Raw genomic sequence first — 17,817 nt, 5'->3', positions numbered from 1 at the left:
AAATTTTCAGGCGACCTCCGCCAGCGACTGCGGCGTCGAGAAACGCTGGCGATATTCGCCGGGCGACAAGCCGGTCAGGCGGTGAAACAATTTGCGGAACGCCGCCGCATCCTCATATCCGACGCTCCACGCGATCTGGTCGACCGTCCGCCGCGTGAACTCAAGCAGTTCGCGTGCCTTTCCGACGCGGATATGCTGGACATATTCGACCGGCGTCATGCCCGTCGCAGCCTTGAAGCGGCGCTGGAAGGTGCGCTCCTCCAACCCCGCCTCGCGCGCCATGTCGCCCACGCCGCTTACCCTTCCCTCCTTCGCCTGCAGCCAATGCTGCACCTTCAGGACCGCCTCGTCCCCATGCGTCAGCCGCGGTGCGAAGCTCGCATAATTTTTCTGTTCGCGCCCCGCCGGGTCGATCAGGAAGAAACGCGCGGTTTCCATCATCACCGTGGGGCCGAGCAATCGCTCGACGATGCGAAGTCCGAGATCGGTCCATGCCATCAGCCCGCCCGCAGTGACGATATCGCCGTCGTCGACCACCATCCGGTCGGCCTCCAGCCGCACTTCGGGAAAGCGCATCCGGAACTCCTCGGCAAAGAACCAGTGCGTCGTCGCCGGCCGCCCCGCGAGCAATCCCGTCGCGGCGAGCGCAAAGGCGCCGCCGCAATTCGATGCGAGCACGGTGCCCTGCGCGTGCCGGTCTACCAGCCAGCGTGCGTAGGGCGCGACCTCGTCGGGCTCGAGCAGCTTGTGGAGGCTCCCGGGCGCGATCAGTACCGCGGGCGAATTGCTCGCCGGCTCGTCCGGATGGCTGTCGAAACAGCGCGCGAAACCCCCGCGCTCCTGCAAGCGCCAGTGGCTCGCCCGGATCGGGCGGCGCCCATGATCGATCGCGAACCGCCCGGCAACGTCGAACAGGTCGGTAATCCCGTGGACCATGCCGATCTGGCAGTCGGGATAGAGCATCATCCCTACTTCGACGAGCGCCGGCGGCGCATCGGGCACCTTCAATCTGGGCATGGTGGCTCCTTTGTCGGAATCGGCCCGCATAATGTCGCGTCCGCCAATCCCGCGCAAGGACGCAGCAGCCTATCTCCCTCTCATCGGGGCGGACACCCCGCCCCTCGAAACGAAAGGAATCAGGACATGACCACGATCACGACCAAGGACGGCACCAACATCTTCTTCAAGGACTGGGGTCCGAAAGACGGCCAGCCGATCGTCTTTTCGCACGGCTGGCCGCTGTCGGCCGACGCCTGGGACGCCCAGATGGTATTTTTCGCCAATCAGGGCTTCCGCACCATCGCGCACGACCGCCGCAGCCATGGCCGCTCGGATCAGGTCTGGGAAAACAACAATATGGACCAGTACGCCGATGACCTCGGCGAGTTGATCGAACAGCTGGACCTCAAAGACGTCATCCTCGTCGGCCACTCGACCGGCGGCGGCGAAGTCACTCGCTATATCGGCCGCCACGGCACCGCCCGCGTCGCCAAGGTAGCGCTGATCGGCGCGGTCCCGCCGCTGATGCTCAAGACCGAAGCCAATCCCGGCGGCCTGCCGATCGACGTCTTCGACGGCATCCGCAAGGGCACGTTCGACAACCGCCCGCAGTTCTTCAAGGACCTGACCCTGCCCTTCTACGGCTATAACCGCGACGGCGCGGCGGTCAGCGAGGCGGTGCGCGACGAATTTGTGCGTCAGGGCATGAACGGCGGCCTCAAGGGCCTGCTCGACAGCATCCGCGCCTTTTCGGAAAGCGACTTCAACGAGGACCTCAAGAAGTTCGATAAGCCCACGCTCGTCCTCCACGGGGACGACGACCAGATCGTGCCGATCGGCGCCGCGGCGCTTTCGACGGTCAAGATCGTCAAACATGCGGTGCTCAAGGTCTATGAAGGTGCCGACCACGGCCTGACCGTCACCCATCAGGACCGCTTCAACGCCGATCTCCTCGACTTCATCAACGGCTGACCGAACGGACGGGCGGCGACCCGCTCGCCGTCCGCTCCAAACAAGGAGTAACCACCATGATCCTCGGCCTCACCATCCCGCAGTTCACCGCACTCCATGTCGCGATCAGCCTGATCGGCATCGGTGCGGGCCTTGTCGCCCTTCCCGCCTTCGCGCGCGGGCGCCTCCTCCGCCGCGCCACCCACATCTTCCTCTGGGCGACCTTGCTCACCAGCCTCACCGGTTTCCTCTTCCCCATCCTTGCCTTCACGCCGGCGCTCGGTACGGGAATCCTCTCGACGCTGATCCTCGTCTTCGCCTTCGCTGCCTTTTACGGCCGCAAGCTCGCCGGTCGCGCCGCCACCGTCTATGCGGTCAGCGCCACCGCCGCGCTCTATCTCAACCTCTTCGTGCTCGTCGTGCAGTCCTTCCTCAAGGTCCCCGCGCTCAACGCGCTCGCCCCGAGCGGCACCGAAGCTCCGTTCGCCGCCGCGCAGGGCGCGCTCCTCGTCGCCGCGATCCTCTTCGGATATGTCGCGGTCAGGGCCAGCCGGCGCCCGATCGCAGTCTGATCGGCCCCGAAAGGATCAAGGGCGGCCAGGCGGCCGCCCTTGGTGCGTCAGGCCCACAGCGCGTTGAGCGCGATCACGATCGCGACCTCGGTGAAATTTCCCAGCCCATGCGCGACGATCGGCGCCAGCAGGCTCCGCGACCGCTCCATCAGCCAGACATAGATCAGCCCCCAGGCCAAGGCGTAAATCTGCTGCGCCATCGCCTGATAGAAGGGATCGACGGTAAAGGATTTCCAGTGCGCCAGCCCGAACATCAGCGCGACGAGATAGGCGGCGACGGGCAGGTCGAACGACCCGATCCGCAGCCGTCCGGGCACGAGTACGACCAGCATTCCGACGAGCAGCCCGCGAAAGATCGTCTCTTCCGCCAGCCCCGTCGTGATCATCCCGAGCAGATATCCCGCCGAATCGAGCGGCGCCTTTGAATAGTCCATGTTCGGCGGCGTCTGCGCGGCGAGCGCAGGCCAGTAATCGGCGACGAGCATCACCAGCCCCATCCCGATGCCGATCAACGCGGCGATCCCGACATAGCTCGCGCCCGGCGGCCAGCGCAGATGCGGGTCGGCCGCAGGCAGCAACCGGCGCATGACAAGGATCGCGGCCAGCCCGAGCAGCGCCTGGAATGCGATCGCCAGGAGCAGGAAAACCGAGATATAGCCGTCCCAGAGCGGCGCGCCGGCAAAATAGATTTCGCGGGCGGTGACGCGGCCAAGCTCGAGTATGGCCTGCATCAGCACCGCGGCGAGCAGAATCGGCCACAGTCGGAAGCGGAAACCGGAAAGCGCCACAAGCGGGCGCGGCGAAGCGGGAGAGAGGCTTGTCATACGACCGGCCTAACGTCGTTGCGCCTCACATTTCTTGAAAAAATGTGACGTGTGGCAGCTACCGGCCGGAAGCGGACGTAAGCGATCCTTCCCCACAGGGGGAGGGGAGGATTTACACGCCCGCTCTCCATCTCAATGCCGCTACGCCCTCAACCCACCGCCATCCGCCACCGCCGCGGCGACAGCCCGGTCACCTTCGTCACCGCGCGCGTCATATGCGCCTGATCGGCATAGCCCGCCTCGATCGCGACCCCGGCAAGGCTGTCCTTGCTCTCCACGATCATCCGCCACGCGCGCTTCGCCTGGCAATCGGCGCGATAGGCGGCGGGCGGCACGCCATAGAGCGTCTCGAAACAGCGCGAGACATGTTCGCGCGACCGGCCGCGCGCCGCCGCCCATTCGCCGATCCGCGGCGGCGCGGAGGTCCGCAGCGCCGCCGACAATTGGTCGGGCAAATCCCCCTCTTCACCGGCGGTCACCGGCACGACTTCGCCGAGCAGCGCGGTCACCGCCGCGACCGGATCGCGTTCGGCCAGCCGGACAATCCGGTCGGGATCGGCGATCCGCGCGCGCGCCGGCCATTCGCGCCCGTCGAACGGCAGCGGCAGGTCGAGCACCATCGTCCGCTTCGCCGAAATCCGGTCGCGGTGCGCCGAAAAAGGCCCGTGAAGCAGCCCCCCGCCCGCCTGCGCGGCGATCCGTCCGGCATCGCCCGCCTCTTCATAAGCGCCCACCAGCACGACCGTCGCATAGGGTTCGCAGTGGCGGTGGCGCGCAATGTCGGTGGCGGGGGGCAAGAGGCTGGGCTGGAGCAACTGCATCGCCCGATAATGTCGCGCCCCGCGGCCCGCCGCAACCGATGCCGGACCAACCCCCGTCTCCACTCGATGGACAGCGGGGGTAGGCACAAGTTAGGAAGTCCGTCCGCAAGAATTCGAGGAGCGATCACCGTGGACACACCCCCCTTCAGCCTTCGCGCGATCGACCATGTGGTTCTGCGCGTCGTCGACGTGGGCCGCATGGTGGCCTTTTACCGCGAGGTTATCGGCTGCACCGACGAACGCACCCAAGCCGAAATCGGACTTTATCAATTGCGCGCGGGCGGCTCGCTGATCGACCTCGTCACCGTCGACGGCAAGCTGGGCGCGATGGGCGGTGCGGCGCCGGGTGCCGAAGGCCGCAACGTCGACCATTTCGCGATCGCGATAACCCCCTTCGACGACGCGGCGATCCGCGCCCACCTCGACCGCCACGGCGTCGCCGTCGAGCAGGCGGGCCCGCGTTACGGCGCCGAAGGCGAGGGCCCGTCGATCTACATCGCCGACCCCGAAGGCAATATCGTCGAGCTCAAGGGTCCCGCCTTCGACTAGGGTCAGGACCGTAGCATCTTGCGCAACCTTCCGTTTACGTTAAGGTCAGTTGCAATTGGCAACCGGAGAGACTGATTCATGGCCCTTCCCCCGATTTTCGACCGCCTGCGCCTGCCCGTCATCGGCTCGCCGCTGTTCATCGTCTCGGGCCCCGATCTCGTCATCGCGCAATGCAAGGCGGGCATCGTCGGCAGTTTCCCCGCATTGAATGCGCGGCCGCAGTCGCTGCTCGACGAATGGCTCCACCGGATCACCGAGGAACTCGCCGCGTGGGACCGCGACAATCCCGACCGCCTCTCGGCGCCCTATGCGGTCAATCAGATCGTCCATAAATCGAACGACCGGCTCGAACAGGACATCGCGACCTGCGCCAAATGGAAGGTGCCGATCACGATCACCTCCTTGGGCGCGCGCGAGGAACTCAATCAGGCGGTCCATAGCTGGGGCGGCATCACGCTCCACGACGTGATCGACGATCGCTTCGCGCGCAAGGCGGTCGAAAAGGGCGCCGACGGCCTGATTCCCGTCGCGGCGGGCGCGGGCGGCCACGCCGGGCGCCAGTCCCCTTTCGCCCTCGTGCAGGAAATCCGCGAATGGTTCGACGGCCCCGTCGCCCTGTCGGGCGCGATCGGCCATGGCCGCTCGATCCTTGCCGCGCAGGCGTGCGGCGCCGACCTCGCCTATATCGGCAGCGCCTTCATCGCGACCGTCGAAGCCAATGCCGAGGACGGCTACAAAAACGGCATCGTCGAGGGCCGGGCTGCGGATATCGTCTATTCGAACCTCTTCACCGGCGTCCACGGCAATTATCTCCGCCAGTCGATCGTCTCGGCGGGCATGGACCCCGACAATCTGCCCGAAGGCGATTTGAAGACGATGAACTTCGGTTCGGGAGGCAATACCAAGGCAAAAGCGTGGAAGGATATCTGGGGCTCGGGCCAGGGAATCGGCCCCGTCACCGCAGTGCGCCCCGTCGCCCAATATGTCGCCGAACTAGAAGAACAATATCTCGCCGCCCGCCGCGAACTCGAAGCGAAGGTGCGGCTTTAAGCCCAACATAGCCCGGCCAGACGGCAACGGCGGCTTTGGGGTGGAGAGCGGACATTCCACAACCGTCGCCCCCGCGAAGGCGGGGGCCGCTAGCGGCCTTACTCAGCGGCATTGTGTAAAACGACAGCGGCCCCCGCCTTCGCGGGGGCGACGGCTAGGTTCGGTCGTTAGCCGCCGCCTATTCCCCGAACAACCGCTCGATCGCTTCGTCCAGATAGGGGCGGTCGACGAACAGCCGCATCGGATCGCGCCGGTTGAGCCAGAATCCCGCTCCATGCCTGTCGGTCAGCGCGCGCCGGGTCGTGTCCTGCAGCAACCTCAGACGCATAACGGCGGCGCGACGCGCAGCGCGGATGTCGGCCGCCGCCTGCAGCGCGAAATGCACCCTGATCCTTTCGACCCGTGCGGTAACGACATCGCTGTAACCGCGATGCGGCCCCCGATGCAGGGCATGACCCGATCGCAGCGGCGGCGCCCCATGCCAGCCGCGCCCGATCAACCGTCGCGGCCGAATTCGACGATCACCGTCGATCTTTGGCTCGCGCCATCCATAGGCGGCAACAGGTCGATCCACTCGCCCGCATCCAGCCCGCGCATCGTCCGCGCGGTCCGGACCGGACCGTTGAGCATCATGTCGAGCGCGAGCCGCGACAGGCGCCGTACCATTTCGGCGACCGTCCAGCCGTCCGGAATGCGCGCTTCGAGTTCCTGGTCCGCAAAGAGCGCCAACCCGCGCGTCGCCATGATCCCGCCGTCGCCCGTATCGCGTCGGCGAAATGCGACGAGATGCAGCACCGGCGGCATCCCGCTGACCAGCATTTCGGCGATCGAGGCACGGAACTGCGGCGCATCGGACCAGAGCCGCGCGGGCGACCAGAAGAGATGGCTGGCATCGAACAGGTCGATCAGCAGCAACATCATCTTGAAGAATTCGCGCATCCGCGTCGTCTGCGACGGCGATGCGCCGCGATCGTTTTCAGAAATGAAAATCCAGCAGTCCCGGCTCTCGCGCCATCCGCGCGGCAGGCTGGCGGCGAGCAGGCTCGTCGACGGATGATCGGGATCGGCCAGATCGAGCGCCGCGCCCGCCGCCGGGCCGGCGAGCACCGACACCGCCCCGAACGTCAAGCGAAAACATGGTGCCGTGATCCGCGCTTCGAGATCGGCGCCGACATCGCGAACCCGCTCGGGCTGCAACCCCATATGCCGAAGCGATGTTTCGATCGCGTCGTCCGATGCGCCGCGCATCGCGGGGCCGAGAATCAGTGCGAAGGGTTCCGGCGGAACCGGCAGGATCAACGCATCGCGGTCATCGACATCCATCTGTTGCGCGCCCTTCATGGGTTCGCGGCTTGCATCGCAAGACCGATCCGAATGTTCAAACGCTTATCGACGCATGTCGGAAAGTTAATCGGACGGCCCATGCTCCGCCGGCGGCGTCAGATCGCGACCTGGCTGCCCAACTCGACGACCCGGTTCGTCGGCAGGCGGAAATATTCCATCGCGCTTTCCGAGTTGCGGAGCATCCAGGCGAACAGCTTTTCGCGCCAGATCGGCATTCCCGGCTTGCTCGCCGCGATCAACGTCTGTCGCGAGAGGAAAAAGCTCGTTTCGAGCATCTTGAACTCGCCGCCGCAGCTCGTCACGCGTTTGAGCGCGTCGGGCACGTCGATCGGCTGCATGAAGCCGTAGTTCAGGATCAGCCGGTGGAACCCCTGCCCCAGATCGTCGAGCGCGCATTTATTCTCCTCGCGCACATAGGGCACGTCGGCGATCTTGATCGTCAGCAGGATGATGCGCTCGTGCAGCACCTTGTTATGCTTCAGATTGTGGAGCAGCGCGTGCGGCACGCCGTCGCTGCTCGACGTCATGAATACCGCGGTCCCGGGAACGCGCGTCGCACTGTTCGCCGCCGATTTCACGAACACCGGGATCGGCATCGCGCCTTCGGCCATTTCCTGCTGCATCAGCTTGCGCCCCCGCGACCAGGTCGTGAGCATGGTGAAGATCGTCAGGCCGATCGCCAGCGGCACCCAGCCGCCGTCGGGCACCTTGACCAGATTCGCGCCGAAATAGGCGATGTCGACGATGAAGAAGATCGCGAGGATCGGCAGCGCCTTCCACGCCGGCCACTTCCACAAGGTGAAGAGCACGACGCTCATCAGGCAGGTGTCGATGAACATCGCGCCGGTCACCGCGATGCCATAGGCGGCGGCGAGGTTGCTCGACGATCCGAAGCCGAGGACGAGCAGGGTTACCATCACCATCAGCCCCCAATTGACCATCGGGATATAGATCTGCCCCGCAGCAGAGGCGCTGGTGTGTTCGACGCGCAGCCGCGGCATGAAGCCCAATTGGATCGCCTGCTGCGTCAGCGAAAAGGCACCCGAAATCACCGCCTGGCTCGCAATGATCGTCGCGAGGATCGCGAGGATGACGACTGGAATCTGCCACGCGTCGGGCATCATCTGGAAAAAGGGATCGGCGATCAGGTCGCCGCGCGGCCCCATTTCGGCATCGAGCACCATCGCGCCCTGCCCCATATAGTTGAGCATCAGCGCGGGCAGGACGAAGGCCAGCCAGCTCAGTCCGATCGGCCCGCGCCCGAAATGCCCCATGTCGGCATAGAGCGCCTCGGCCCCCGTCACTGCGAGCACGACCGCGCCCAGCGCGATGAAGGCGGTGAAGCCGTCGACGTAGAAGAAACGCAGCGCGTTCATCGGGTTCAGCGTTTCGAGGATGATCCCCGGATGATCGACGATATGGATGAGCCCGAGGATCGCGAGCATCGTGAAATAGGCCAGCATGATCGGCCCGAACAGCATTCCGACCTTCGCCGTCCCGCGCGACTGGATCGCGAACAGCCCGATCAGGATCGCGAGCGCGATCGGCACGATATAGGGCTCGAACCCCTTGTTGACGTAGCTCAAGCCCTCGGTCGCCGAGAGCACCGACATCGCCGGCGTGATCATGCTGTCGCCATAGAAAAGCGCGGTAGCAAAGACGCCGAGCAGGATGATCGGCCACGTCCAGCGTTTTTCGCCCGACGAACGGCTGATCAATGCAAGCAAGGCGAGGCTGCCGCCCTCGCCCTTGTTGTCGGCGCGCATGATCGTCATGACATATTTGAACGTCACGACGAGCATCATCGACCAGAAAACGAGGCTGAGGACGCCATAGATGTGCAGCCGGTCGGCCTCGATCGGGTGATGCCCGGCAAAGGTTTCGCGAAAGGCGTAGAGCGGGCTGGTGCCGATGTCGCCGAACACGACCCCGATCGCGCCGACGGCCAGCTTCAGCTTGCCATCGCCATGATGTCCATGGCCGTGATGGCCGGTATCGGCGGCAGCCTCGATGGCGCTTTGCGCGCCTTCGGCCGCCTGTTGCGACTCAGCAGTCATGGCGCGCCTTTAGACGAGCCTGCGCTTTTGGAACAGGTTTCAATTTGGGACGCCCCCCGCTGGCGCAGCGGCTGGAGTTTCGCCAGAGGTTTCAGGGGGAAGCTGCGGGCCCAGCGCCTGCCTCAGCTGCGCCAGCCGCATCTCGAGATCTCTTCGCCACGGCGCATCGACGGGGCTGCGCGCGAGCAGCCCGCTCCACACCGCCTCGGCGCCCTTGAGGTCGCCGCCCTGCGCGAGCGCGAGTCCCGCAAAAAAGGGCGGCGCCGGATGCGACGGGTCGCGCTTCGCCGCCTCGTCGAACGCGAGCGCCGCCGCCGGCGACATCATGCCGCCGCCATGCGCCGCGAGCGCGTTGCCCAGCCCGACCCACAGGTCGACATTGTCGGGATATTTCTCGAGCCCCTTTTCAAGCGTCTTCGCCGCGAGCTCGGTCTTGCCCGTGCGCGCGAAGCCGTCGGACATGCCGAGCCACTGCGCCGCGGGTCCGAAACGTTCGGCCATGCCTTGCCGCTGGTCGGTGATCGCCTCGCCAAAGCCTTCGGGCTCCTCCGGCGCCGCGACGGGCTTGCCCGGCAACGCCGGACTCCCCTGCAGCGCATAGCCCGCGAGCCCCAGCATCACCGCCGCCGCCGCGAGCGGCCGCGCCGCCGCGGGCAGCCGGCCGAGCCAGAAAATACCGCCGATCGTCAGCATCGCGGCCAGGATGACCCAAAGCCAGATCATGCGCCGCCCTCCGCATCGTCCTTGCCGCGCCGGAACCGCCCGAACGCCAGCCATCCGCCGATCGCAAGAAACAGGAGCGGCCCCAGCCACAGCAGCGCCGTCGCGCCGTCGAACGGCGGGTCGTAACTCACCCAATTGCCATAGCGTGCGACGAGCCAGGCCTTGATCTCGTCCGGGCTCTCGCCCGCCGCAATCTTGCTCCGCACCTCGTGCCGCATGTCGCCCGCGAGCGGCGCGTCCGAATCGGCGATCGACTGCCCCTGACAGACGAGGCAGCGCAATTCCTCCATCAACGCCTTGGCGCGCGCTTCCTTGGCCGGATCGTTCAGCTGCTGATAGGCATAGGGCGCCGGCGGCAACCGGTCCTGCGCCGCCAGCGGCAGCGTCAGCGCGCCAAGCAGACAGAGCAGGATCAGCCGCAGGCTCACTTCATCGCCTCCAGCTTCGCGACGATTTCGGGCACCTGATCGGCGAGGATCACGCCCTGAATCTGCTCGCGGATGATTCCCTTGCCGTCGATCAGGAAGGTTTCAGGCACCCCCGACGACCCGAGCGCGATCTGGACGCTGCTCTGCATGTCCGACCCGATGCGGTCGAACGGATTGCCATATTCTCTCAGGAACATCGCGACATCCTCGGGGCGGTCGCGAATCGCGATGCCGTCGATCGGCACCCCCGCGGCCTTCAGCGCCTCGAGCTGCGGCGCCTCGGCGCGGCACGGGATGCACCAGCTTGCAAAGACATTGACGAGGCGCGGCTTGCCGTCGGCAAGCTGGCTGCTCTTCAGCCCTTCGACTCCAGCGGTCGCGGGCGGCAGGTCGAACAAGGGCATCGGCTTGTCGATCCACTGCGACTGGATCAGCGTCTCGGCGGGCGTCACCAGTCGATAGATGAAGGCGCCGAACAGCAGCCCCATGATCGCCAAAGGCACGAAAAGGACCCAGCGGTTCTTCATGGCGCGAAACGTTCCTGTAATTTGCGGGCACGCCGCGCGCGCCAGATTGCCAAAAGCTGCGCGCGGCCGAGCATCGACAGCGCCGCGCCGACGGCGATCAGGCCGCCGCCGAGCCAGATCCACCACACCAGCGGCTTCCACCACAGGCGGATCTGGTAGCGGTCGGCGCGCCCGTCGTCGCTCGTCACCGGCTGGCCGAGCACGGCATAAAGCTGCCCGCCCGGCCGCGTCAGCAGCGCCGCCTCGTTGGTCTCGGTCGGCGCGGTGCCCATCAGGCCGGGAAAGGTGCGTGCCTCGGGCTTCATCGTAAAGCGGCTTCCCGACGATGTCGTCGCGACCAGCGTCCCCTCGATCGCGGTATAATTCGGCCCCGCGACGGGCTTCACCCCGACGAACTTCACCGAAAAATCGCCGATCCTGATATCGTCGCCGGGTGCCGCCGCGACCAGCCGCTCCTTGATGAACGCGCTTTCGGCGCCCATGCCGGCGAGGCACACCGCGACGCCGAAATGCGCCACCACCATGCCCCACGTCGGCAGCGGCGTGCGGCGAAGATTGCGTCCCCACAGCGGCGCAAGGCTCGCGACCGCGACGATCCCCGCGACGGTCATCCCGAGCAGCGGCAAGATGCCCACCTTGCCGCCGAACAGGACCAGCCCGAACAGCACCGCGGCGCCCGCGAACAGCGCCAGCGGCAGCCGCGACCACAGCCGCTTCCCGTCATCCTTGCGCCAACTGAGCAACGGCCCCGCGACCATGACGAGGCACAGGATCAGCGCGAGCGGCCCCGCGACCTTGTTGTAATAGGGCGGGCCGACCGAAATCTTCTCGCCCATCGCCTCGGCGACGATCGGATAGAGCGTGCCGAGCAGCACGAGCGCGAGGATCGTCGTCAGAAGCAGATTGTTGATGACGAGCGAGCCTTCGCGGCTCAGCAGCGCGAATTTCTTGCCCTCGGCGACCGTTCCCGCGCGCAGCGCGAACAGGGTGAGCGCGCCGCCGATATAGATCGCCATCAGCACGAGCAGAAAGGTCCCGCGCTCGGGATCGACCGCAAAGCTGTGGACGCTCGTCAAGAGCCCCGACCGCACGATGAAGGTGCCGACCATCGACATCGAAAAGCCGATCACCGCGAGCATCACCGTCCAGGCGCGCAAGGCGTTGCGCGTCGCGGTCACCGCGACCGAATGGAGCAAGGCCGCACCCGCGAGCCACGGCACGAGCGAGACATTCTCCACCGGGTCCCAGAACCACCAGCCGCCCCAGCCGAGCTCATAATAGGCCCAGTAACTGCCCGCGGTGATCCCCAATGTCAGGAAAATCCAGCTCCCGAGCACCCACGGCCGCATCGCGCGCGCGAACGCCGGGCCGATCTCACGCGTGATCAGCGCGCCGACGGCAAAGCTGAATGCGACCGACAACCCGACATAGCCGACGTAGAGCGTCGGCGGATGGAAGGCCAAACCGATGTCCTGCAACAGCGGGTTCAATCCCTGCCCGTCGGGCGGCGCCACCGGCAGCCGTTTGAACGGGTTCGACGAAAAGAGCAGGAACGCGAAAAAACCAAGGCTGAGCGCCGCCTGCGCCGCGAGCGTCGCGACCAGCGTATCCTCGCGCAGCCTTTTCTCGAAAATCGCGATCAACCCGCCGGACAGCGACAGGATCATCAGCCACAGCAGCATCGATCCTTCGTGATTGCCCCACGTCCCCGCGATCTTGAAGATCATCGGTTTCAGGCTGTTGCTGTTGCGCGCGACGAGTTCGACCGACATGTCCGACCGCACGAACAGCGCGATCAGCAGGCCGAAGGCGGCCGTGGTCAGCACGCCCTGCGCAACGCTCGCCGGCCGGACGAGTGATGCGAGATCCTTGGGTCCGCCGCGCAGGAACAGGGTTCCAGCGATAAGCGTAAGGCATGCGAGCGCCGCGGCGATCCAAAGCAGAGCAAGGCCGAGTTCGGCGATCATTGGGCTACACCTCTACCCAACACGCCGTCACCCCGGCGAAGGCCGGGGTCTCGCCGTCTGCGCCCATACGCTCCGGCGAGACCCCGGCCTTCGCCGGGATGACGGAATAGGGTAAGCCGGATCATACCCCCGCCGGCGCTTTCATATTCTTCGGCATCTCGCCCATCTGCGGCGGCATATAGCGCTCGTCATGCTTCGCGAGGATACGATCGGCAACGAACACCCCGTCGGCGCGCATCCGGCCGTCGGCGACCATGCCGCTCTCCTCGCCGAACAGGTCGGGGACAATGCCCTTATATTCGACCGGCACCGACGCCTTGCCGTCGGTCGCGACGAAGCGGATCGTCAGCCCGTCGGCCTGCCGCGCGATGCTGCCCTTTGCGACCATGCCGCCCAGCCGCATCGCCTCGCCGACTTCGGCCTTGCCGCCCTGCACTTCGATCGGCGTGCGGAAATAGGCCGCCTCGTCACGCAGCGCGCTCGCCGCGAGCACGCCCGCACCGCCGATGCCCGCGAGTGCCACGGCAGCCAAAATCAATCTTTGATGCTTCGGTTTCATCGAGGATCCCTGCGCAGCGCATCGCTGCGCTTCTCGGCCTTTTTCATCGCACGCCAGCTCGCCCACAGCACCGCCCCGGTCAGCACGGCCGTGAGCCCATAGGCCGCGGCGACGAACGCCCATTGGCCGCCCCCGCTGATCACCCCCGTCACGCGTCAATCCTCCTCGTCGGCCAATCGCCGCAGCCGCGCCGCGACGCGATTGTCGGCGATGATCCGCCGCATCCGCATCAATACGATCGCCCCGAATAGCAGCGAAAAGCCGAGCACGGTCAAGCCCAGCGGCCACAACAAGGCGCCGTCGATGCTCGAACCGGTCAGTGTGATGCTCGGCCCTTGATGCAGGCTGTTCCACCACACGACGCTGCGGTTGATGATCGGAATATTGATCGCGCCGACGAGCGCATAGATCGCCGCGCCGCGCGACAGCGAACCGCCCTGCCGCTGGCCGTCATCGCCGCTCGTCAGCGCAATGAAGCCCGCGTAAAGGAACAGCAGGACGAGCATCGAGGTCATCCGCCCGTCCCACTCCCACCAGGTCCCCCAGGTCGGACGGCCCCAGATCGATCCGGTCGCGAGGCACAGCGCGGTGAACAGCATCCCCGGCACCGCGATCGCACGCGCCGCGATGCCCGACAAGGGATGGCGCCATACGAGCTGGACCAATCCCGCCACCGCCAGCGACGTCCAGCCGCCCATGCCGAGCCAGGCCGAGGGGACATGGACATAAAGAATGCGCGCGGTTTCGCCCTGCTTGTAATCGCCCGGCACCATCGTCAGCCCGGCGAACGCACCGCCGAGCACGAGCAACAGCCCGGCGCCGAGCAACCACGGCGTCAGCGGCTTGGCGATCGCCAGAAAACGGGTCGGATTGGCATAGGCGTGCATCGGTTTCGCGTCGTCCTTAGGCGAGCCGGAGAAAGCGGTCCAGCGATTTGCCCGGCGCGACCCGGCCCACGCTCTTTGCCACGACAAGCGACAGGATCAACCTCCGGAATGAAGAACGGCCGAATGCGGCCGATACCAGTCGTCGCCCCCGCGAAGGCGGGGGCCGCTAGCGGCCTCACTCGGCGGCGTTGCGTAAACTGACAGCGGCCCCCGCCTTCGCGGGGGCGACGGTTATAGGGAACGCCCGCTCCCCCCCCTAAACCGCCGCAAACTCACCCCTCCGGCCGCGTCCAAATCCAGCTCCCGGTCACCGCCGCGGCGAGCACCGGCAGCATCACCCATGGCCAGGGCGAAAAGATCGCGGCGAGCACGATACTCAGCGCAAAGGCGGCCGTCGCGGCGATCTTGCCCTTGCGGCTGATCGCCCCCTTCTCGCGCCACGCGACGATATGATGCCCGAAATGCGGATGGTTCAGCAGCCAGGCCTCGAGCCGCGGCGACGATCGTGCGAAACAGAAGGCCGCGAGGATGACGAACGGCACGGTCGGCAGCAGCGGCAGAAAGGCGCCGATCGCGCCAAGCCCCAACGACGCCCAGCCCGCGACCAGATAGAAATGCCGTTTCATGCCAAGCTGGCTTAGCGGAAATGAACGTCCGCACCACCCATCAATATCGTCATCCCGAAACGGATTAACCCCGCCCGATCAACTTCTGCGCCATCCGGTCCGCGACAACCGACGCCGGCGTCCCGCTCGCCTTGCTCTCGGCCCAGATTTCGGCCAGCCGGCCCGGGATCTGGTGAATGCGGCTCTCGACTTCCTCGCGGCTGCCCTGCCCCAGATATTCGAGCGCGACGTTGATGATGCCGCCCGCGTTGATCACATAATCGGGGGCATAGACAATGCCGCGATCGTGCACGCGCTGGCCATCGGCGGCGGTCGCGAGCTGGTTGTTCGCGCCGCCCGCAACGATCGGCACGCGCAGCTTGGCGATGCTTTGCTCGGTCAGGATCGCGCCGAGCGCGTTGGGGCTCAGCACATCGGCCTCGACCTCCATGATCGCCGCCGAATCGGCGAGCTCGGCGCCGAGTTCTTCGGCGAGCGCCTTCGCACGCGCCAGATTGACATCGGCTAGGGTCAGCTTCGCACCTTCGGCCGCCAGCCGCCGCGCAACGCCGCCGCCGACGCTGCCGACGCCCTGGATCGCGATGCGGACATCCTTGGCGCTGTCGGTGTTCAGCCCTTCGCGAATCGCCGCCTTGATGCCCAGATAGACGCCGAGCGCGGTGAACGGCCCTGGGTCGCCGCCGGCATCGGCACCGCTCGCCACCGGCAAGCCGCTGACATGCTTCGTCTGCTTGGCGATCTCGACCATGTCGGCGTCGGTGATCCCGACATCCTCGGCGGTCACATAAGCGCCGCCGAGCGAATCGACCGCGCGGCCGAACGCCGCGAGCAGCTCGGGGGTCTTTGCCGCGCCTTCGTCGGCGAGGATCACGCCCTTGCCGCCGCCCATCGGCAGGCCGGCCATCGCATTTTTGTAGCTCATGCCGCGCGACAGGCGCAGCGCGTCGGTGATCGCCGCCGCGCGCTGCGGATAATGCCAGTAACGCACCCCGCCCGCGCCGGGGCCGAGGTGCGTCGAGTGGACCGCGATGACCGCCGTAAGCCCGCTCGCCCGATCGCGGAACATGTGGACATGTTCATGATCGTCGAAATCGGCGAAATCCCAGACAGCAGACATGCGCGGCTCCTCGCATTAGAAAATTACGTATAGACGCAATAATCCAATAGAGATGAAGAGTCACCCCAAATCCCGCATATGCGCAACGATAGAGAAAATGGGGCGATCAACGGGGCTCGAACCCGCGACCTCCGGTACCACAAACCGGCGCTCTAACCAACTGAGCTATGATCGCCACATGCCCGGCGAAACCGCCTGCGACAGCGCGCGGCGATAGGCGCGCCCACCCCCTTCGTCAAGCATTGTTCGCTTGGGAGCAAGCCACTAAAAGCGCGCCATGGCTGGCAATGATCATGTCGACATGGCGACCTCGGACGCCGACCGCACCGCCGACCGGCTCGCCGCGGTCCCCGGCATCCGCCGCGCGCCGACGCCGAAGCTGCAGCAGTTCATGCTGCCCGGCTTTCTCGACCCCGACACCTGCGCCGCGCTGATCGCGCAGATCGACCGCGACGTGCGCCCGTCGACCATCGCCGACCCGAATGGCGACGCAGCCTTCCGCACCAGCACGACCTGCGACCTCGACCACCGCGACCCGCTGGTGATCGCTGTCAACAACCGCCTTCACGACCTGACCGGCATTCCGCTCGAATATGGCGAGCCGATGCAGGGCCAGCGCTACGACGTCGGGCAGGAATTCAAGGCGCACACCGACTATTTCGATCCGCACGGCGCCGATTGGGAAACCTATTGCGCGGTGCCCGGCCAGCGGAGCTGGACGCTAATGATCTATCTGAACGAGCCGGCGGCGGGCGGCGCGACGCGCTTCCTCGCCACCGGCAAAATGCACCAGCCCGAGGTCGGCAAGCTGCTCGCCTGGAACAATATAAGGCTCGACGGCAAAGCGAACCCCGACACGCTCCACCACGGGATGAAGGTGCGCAAGGGCCGCAAATATATCATCACCAAATGGTTCCGCGAACGGCCGTGGCCGTGGGCGGAGGGGGAGCTGGGATGACGGCATAAAAGAGACGTCACCCCGGCGAAGGCCGGGGTCTCGCTCGTGCGTCTCGACGCGCCGATGAGATCCCGGCCTTCGCCGGGATGACGAATTGAGGATTACTTCACCAGCCGATACTGGAAATTCAGCGTCAGCGTGTTCGCGACCTGCCCCGGCTCGACGGGCGTCGCTTTCGCCTCCGCCGCCATCAGCCCGCGCGCATAGGGCATCGGCGGCTGCGGGCCGCCAAAGCTGCCTTCGCTGATCGAGACCAGCTCGACGCCGCGGAAACCGGCCAGCTTCGCATAATCCTGCGCTTTCGCCTCGGCCGCCTTGATCGCCGCGCCGCGCGCGCCGACCAGCTGGGCGTCGGCATCCTTCATGCCGAACCACGGCCCGTCGATATTGGTGCCACCCGCGGCGACCAGCGCGTCGAGTAGCGGACCGATGTCGTCGATCTTGCCCGTGGTCGCGCGAACCGTGTTGCTGACCTGATAGCCGAGGAAGCGCGGCGGCTGGCCGTCGGTGCGGTTGTTATAGTCGTACTGCGGCGACAGGTTGATGCCGCTCGTCTGGATGTCCTCGGCCTTGATCCCGCGCGCCTTCGCTGCGGCGATCAGCTTGTCCATCGCCGCGGCATTGGCGCGCATCGCTTCGACCGCGGTCGGCGCGGTCGTTGTCACGCCGGCGCCGACGGTCGCCTGGTCGGGGCGCGAGCGCACCTCCTCGCTGACGCTGAAGCTCAGGATCGGACCTTGCGTCGTTGCTGCCGTCACCGTTGAACCTCCTTGCTGCGCGACAGCGGGCGCCGCCGCCATCAGGGCCAGACCGGATGCCATAGCTGCGAGCATTTGCTTCGTCATTTCATTCTCCTGC

At 66.2% G+C, this 17,817-nt stretch carries 21 protein-coding genes and 1 tRNA gene; 5 read left to right on the top strand and 17 right to left on the bottom strand.

All coding sequences use genetic code 11. From position 1 onward, the window contains the following. Window positions 1–6 precede the first annotated feature (6 nt). On the bottom strand, window positions 7–1,017 hold the full coding sequence (locus tag FG95_RS06405) for a GlxA family transcriptional regulator (RefSeq protein WP_037554816.1): 1,011 nt from the start codon (window positions 1,015–1,017) through the stop codon (window positions 7–9). 126 nt (window positions 1,018–1,143) lie between these two features. On the opposite strand from FG95_RS06405, the gene FG95_RS06400 reads away from it, so the two are divergent. Together FG95_RS06400 and FG95_RS06395 are read left to right on the top strand one after the other, a co-directional pair. After that, on the top strand, window positions 1,144–1,971 hold the full coding sequence (locus FG95_RS06400) for an alpha/beta fold hydrolase (protein WP_037554748.1): 828 nt from the start codon (window positions 1,144–1,146) through the stop codon (window positions 1,969–1,971). A 56-nt stretch (window positions 1,972–2,027) separates the two neighbouring features. Then, complete coding sequence (locus FG95_RS06395; RefSeq protein ID WP_037554747.1) at window positions 2,028–2,522, top strand: hypothetical protein; 495 nt, start codon at window positions 2,028–2,030, stop codon at window positions 2,520–2,522. Window positions 2,523–2,569: 47 nt separating this feature from the next. Here FG95_RS06395 and FG95_RS06390 read toward each other — a convergent pair whose 3' ends face one another. Next, on the bottom strand, window positions 2,570–3,310 hold the full coding sequence (locus tag FG95_RS06390) for a CPBP family intramembrane glutamic endopeptidase (RefSeq protein ID WP_200880161.1): 741 nt from the start codon (window positions 3,308–3,310) through the stop codon (window positions 2,570–2,572). A 185-nt stretch (window positions 3,311–3,495) separates the two neighbouring features. Beyond that, window positions 3,496–4,167, bottom strand: a complete 672-nt coding sequence (locus FG95_RS06385; RefSeq protein WP_052182147.1) for a helix-turn-helix domain-containing protein — start codon at window positions 4,165–4,167, stop codon at window positions 3,496–3,498. 129 nt (window positions 4,168–4,296) lie between these two features. Between FG95_RS06385 and FG95_RS06380 the strand changes: the two genes are divergently transcribed. Together FG95_RS06380 and FG95_RS06375 are read left to right on the top strand one after the other, a co-directional pair. Next, complete coding sequence (locus tag FG95_RS06380) at window positions 4,297–4,716, top strand: VOC family protein (RefSeq protein WP_235211478.1); 420 nt, start codon at window positions 4,297–4,299, stop codon at window positions 4,714–4,716. A 78-nt stretch (window positions 4,717–4,794) separates the two neighbouring features. Then, entirely contained in the window at window positions 4,795–5,766 is a 972-nt protein-coding gene (locus FG95_RS06375; protein WP_037554745.1) for an NAD(P)H-dependent flavin oxidoreductase, read from the top strand. A 178-nt stretch (window positions 5,767–5,944) separates the two neighbouring features. On the opposite strand, the gene FG95_RS21040 is transcribed toward FG95_RS06375, so the two are convergent. From FG95_RS21040 to FG95_RS06315, 13 genes are all read right to left on the bottom strand, one after another. Further along, window positions 5,945–6,151: a hypothetical protein gene (locus FG95_RS21040; protein WP_152567589.1), complete on the bottom strand. Its 207-nt coding sequence runs from the start codon at window positions 6,149–6,151 to the stop codon at window positions 5,945–5,947. Between the two features lie 110 nt (window positions 6,152–6,261). Continuing rightward, window positions 6,262–7,107, bottom strand: a complete 846-nt coding sequence (locus FG95_RS06365; RefSeq protein WP_037554743.1) for a hypothetical protein — start codon at window positions 7,105–7,107, stop codon at window positions 6,262–6,264. Between the two features lie 98 nt (window positions 7,108–7,205). Further along, complete coding sequence (locus FG95_RS06360; protein ID WP_052182146.1) at window positions 7,206–9,167, bottom strand: potassium transporter Kup; 1,962 nt, start codon at window positions 9,165–9,167, stop codon at window positions 7,206–7,208. Window positions 9,168–9,206: 39 nt separating this feature from the next. Beyond that, window positions 9,207–9,890, bottom strand: a complete 684-nt coding sequence (locus tag FG95_RS06355; protein WP_037554742.1) for a tetratricopeptide repeat protein — start codon at window positions 9,888–9,890, stop codon at window positions 9,207–9,209. Then, window positions 9,887–10,312 (bottom strand): cytochrome c-type biogenesis protein, encoded by a 426-nt coding sequence (locus tag FG95_RS06350; RefSeq protein ID WP_037554812.1) that lies wholly within the window; start codon window positions 10,310–10,312, stop codon window positions 9,887–9,889. The genes FG95_RS06355 and FG95_RS06350 overlap by 4 nt, the downstream gene beginning before the upstream one ends. Window positions 10,313–10,314: 2 nt before the next feature. Further along, complete coding sequence (locus FG95_RS06345; protein ID WP_037554740.1) at window positions 10,315–10,845, bottom strand: DsbE family thiol:disulfide interchange protein; 531 nt, start codon at window positions 10,843–10,845, stop codon at window positions 10,315–10,317. Further along, window positions 10,842–12,812 (bottom strand): heme lyase CcmF/NrfE family subunit, encoded by a 1,971-nt coding sequence (locus FG95_RS06340; RefSeq protein WP_037554738.1) that lies wholly within the window; start codon window positions 12,810–12,812, stop codon window positions 10,842–10,844. The genes FG95_RS06345 and FG95_RS06340 overlap by 4 nt, the downstream gene beginning before the upstream one ends. A gap of 121 nt (window positions 12,813–12,933) precedes the next feature. Next, window positions 12,934–13,371 carry a cytochrome c maturation protein CcmE gene (gene ccmE, locus FG95_RS06335; RefSeq protein WP_037554736.1) on the bottom strand — a complete coding sequence of 146 codons (438 nt, stop codon included), beginning with the start codon at window positions 13,369–13,371 and terminating at the stop codon, window positions 12,934–12,936. Beyond that, window positions 13,368–13,523: a heme exporter protein CcmD gene (locus tag FG95_RS20470; protein WP_152567588.1), complete on the bottom strand. Its 156-nt coding sequence runs from the start codon at window positions 13,521–13,523 to the stop codon at window positions 13,368–13,370. The genes ccmE and FG95_RS20470 overlap by 4 nt, the downstream gene beginning before the upstream one ends. 3 nt (window positions 13,524–13,526) lie before the next feature. Then, a complete protein-coding gene (gene ccmC / locus FG95_RS06330) occupies window positions 13,527–14,258 on the bottom strand; it encodes a heme ABC transporter permease CcmC (protein WP_037554734.1) in 732 nt (243 codons plus the stop codon). Between the two features lie 272 nt (window positions 14,259–14,530). Next, complete coding sequence (locus FG95_RS06325; protein WP_037554733.1) at window positions 14,531–14,884, bottom strand: YbaN family protein; 354 nt, start codon at window positions 14,882–14,884, stop codon at window positions 14,531–14,533. 64 nt (window positions 14,885–14,948) lie between these two features. Beyond that, window positions 14,949–16,001, bottom strand: a complete 1,053-nt coding sequence (locus FG95_RS06320) for a Glu/Leu/Phe/Val family dehydrogenase (protein ID WP_037554731.1) — start codon at window positions 15,999–16,001, stop codon at window positions 14,949–14,951. Window positions 16,002–16,099: 98 nt separating this feature from the next. Further along, window positions 16,100–16,176, bottom strand: a tRNA-His gene (locus FG95_RS06315). Between the two features lie 102 nt (window positions 16,177–16,278). Between FG95_RS06315 and FG95_RS06310 the strand changes: the two genes are divergently transcribed. Then, window positions 16,279–16,959 carry a prolyl hydroxylase family protein gene (locus FG95_RS06310; RefSeq protein ID WP_052182145.1) on the top strand — a complete coding sequence of 227 codons (681 nt, stop codon included), beginning with the start codon at window positions 16,279–16,281 and terminating at the stop codon, window positions 16,957–16,959. Between the two features lie 101 nt (window positions 16,960–17,060). Here FG95_RS06310 and FG95_RS06305 read toward each other — a convergent pair whose 3' ends face one another. Next, the gene (locus FG95_RS06305) at window positions 17,061–17,780 is read right to left on the bottom strand and encodes an SIMPL domain-containing protein (RefSeq protein WP_037554810.1); all 720 of its coding nucleotides are present in this window, start codon (window positions 17,778–17,780) and stop codon (window positions 17,061–17,063) included. Between the last annotated feature and the right edge of the window lie 37 nt (window positions 17,781–17,817).

Source organism: Sphingopyxis sp. LC363, assembly GCF_000756385.1.
Lineage (GTDB): Bacteria > Pseudomonadota > Alphaproteobacteria > Sphingomonadales > Sphingomonadaceae > Sphingopyxis.
The sequence above is the reverse complement of the archived record's forward strand: the minus strand, read 5'-3'. Positions and strand labels throughout refer to the sequence as shown.

What these genes read in the sequence shown, in the direction of transcription:
- FG95_RS06365 (WP_037554743.1), bottom strand. Translation starts at nt 7,107, where the DNA reads ATGAAGGGCGCGCAACAGATGGATGTCGATGACCGCGATGCGTTGATC.
- FG95_RS06400 (WP_037554748.1), top strand. Translation starts at nt 1,144, where the DNA reads ATGACCACGATCACGACCAAGGACGGCACCAACATCTTCTTCAAGGAC.
- FG95_RS06345 (WP_037554740.1), bottom strand. Translation starts at nt 10,845, where the DNA reads ATGAAGAACCGCTGGGTCCTTTTCGTGCCTTTGGCGATCATGGGGCTG.
- FG95_RS06385 (WP_052182147.1), bottom strand. Translation starts at nt 4,167, where the DNA reads ATGCAGTTGCTCCAGCCCAGCCTCTTGCCCCCCGCCACCGACATTGCG.
- FG95_RS06405 (WP_037554816.1), bottom strand. Translation starts at nt 1,017, where the DNA reads ATGCCCAGATTGAAGGTGCCCGATGCGCCGCCGGCGCTCGTCGAAGTA.
- FG95_RS06320 (WP_037554731.1), bottom strand. Translation starts at nt 16,001, where the DNA reads ATGTCTGCTGTCTGGGATTTCGCCGATTTCGACGATCATGAACATGTC.
- ccmC (WP_037554734.1), bottom strand. Translation starts at nt 14,258, where the DNA reads ATGCACGCCTATGCCAATCCGACCCGTTTTCTGGCGATCGCCAAGCCG.
- FG95_RS06395 (WP_037554747.1), top strand. Translation starts at nt 2,028, where the DNA reads ATGATCCTCGGCCTCACCATCCCGCAGTTCACCGCACTCCATGTCGCG.
- FG95_RS06355 (WP_037554742.1), bottom strand. Translation starts at nt 9,890, where the DNA reads ATGATCTGGCTTTGGGTCATCCTGGCCGCGATGCTGACGATCGGCGGT.
- FG95_RS06375 (WP_037554745.1), top strand. Translation starts at nt 4,795, where the DNA reads ATGGCCCTTCCCCCGATTTTCGACCGCCTGCGCCTGCCCGTCATCGGC.
- ccmE (WP_037554736.1), bottom strand. Translation starts at nt 13,371, where the DNA reads ATGAAACCGAAGCATCAAAGATTGATTTTGGCTGCCGTGGCACTCGCG.
- FG95_RS06340 (WP_037554738.1), bottom strand. Translation starts at nt 12,812, where the DNA reads ATGATCGCCGAACTCGGCCTTGCTCTGCTTTGGATCGCCGCGGCGCTC.
- FG95_RS06305 (WP_037554810.1), bottom strand. Translation starts at nt 17,780, where the DNA reads ATGGCATCCGGTCTGGCCCTGATGGCGGCGGCGCCCGCTGTCGCGCAG.
- FG95_RS06325 (WP_037554733.1), bottom strand. Translation starts at nt 14,884, where the DNA reads ATGAAACGGCATTTCTATCTGGTCGCGGGCTGGGCGTCGTTGGGGCTT.
- FG95_RS06360 (WP_052182146.1), bottom strand. Translation starts at nt 9,167, where the DNA reads ATGACTGCTGAGTCGCAACAGGCGGCCGAAGGCGCGCAAAGCGCCATC.
- FG95_RS06310 (WP_052182145.1), top strand. Translation starts at nt 16,279, where the DNA reads ATGGCTGGCAATGATCATGTCGACATGGCGACCTCGGACGCCGACCGC.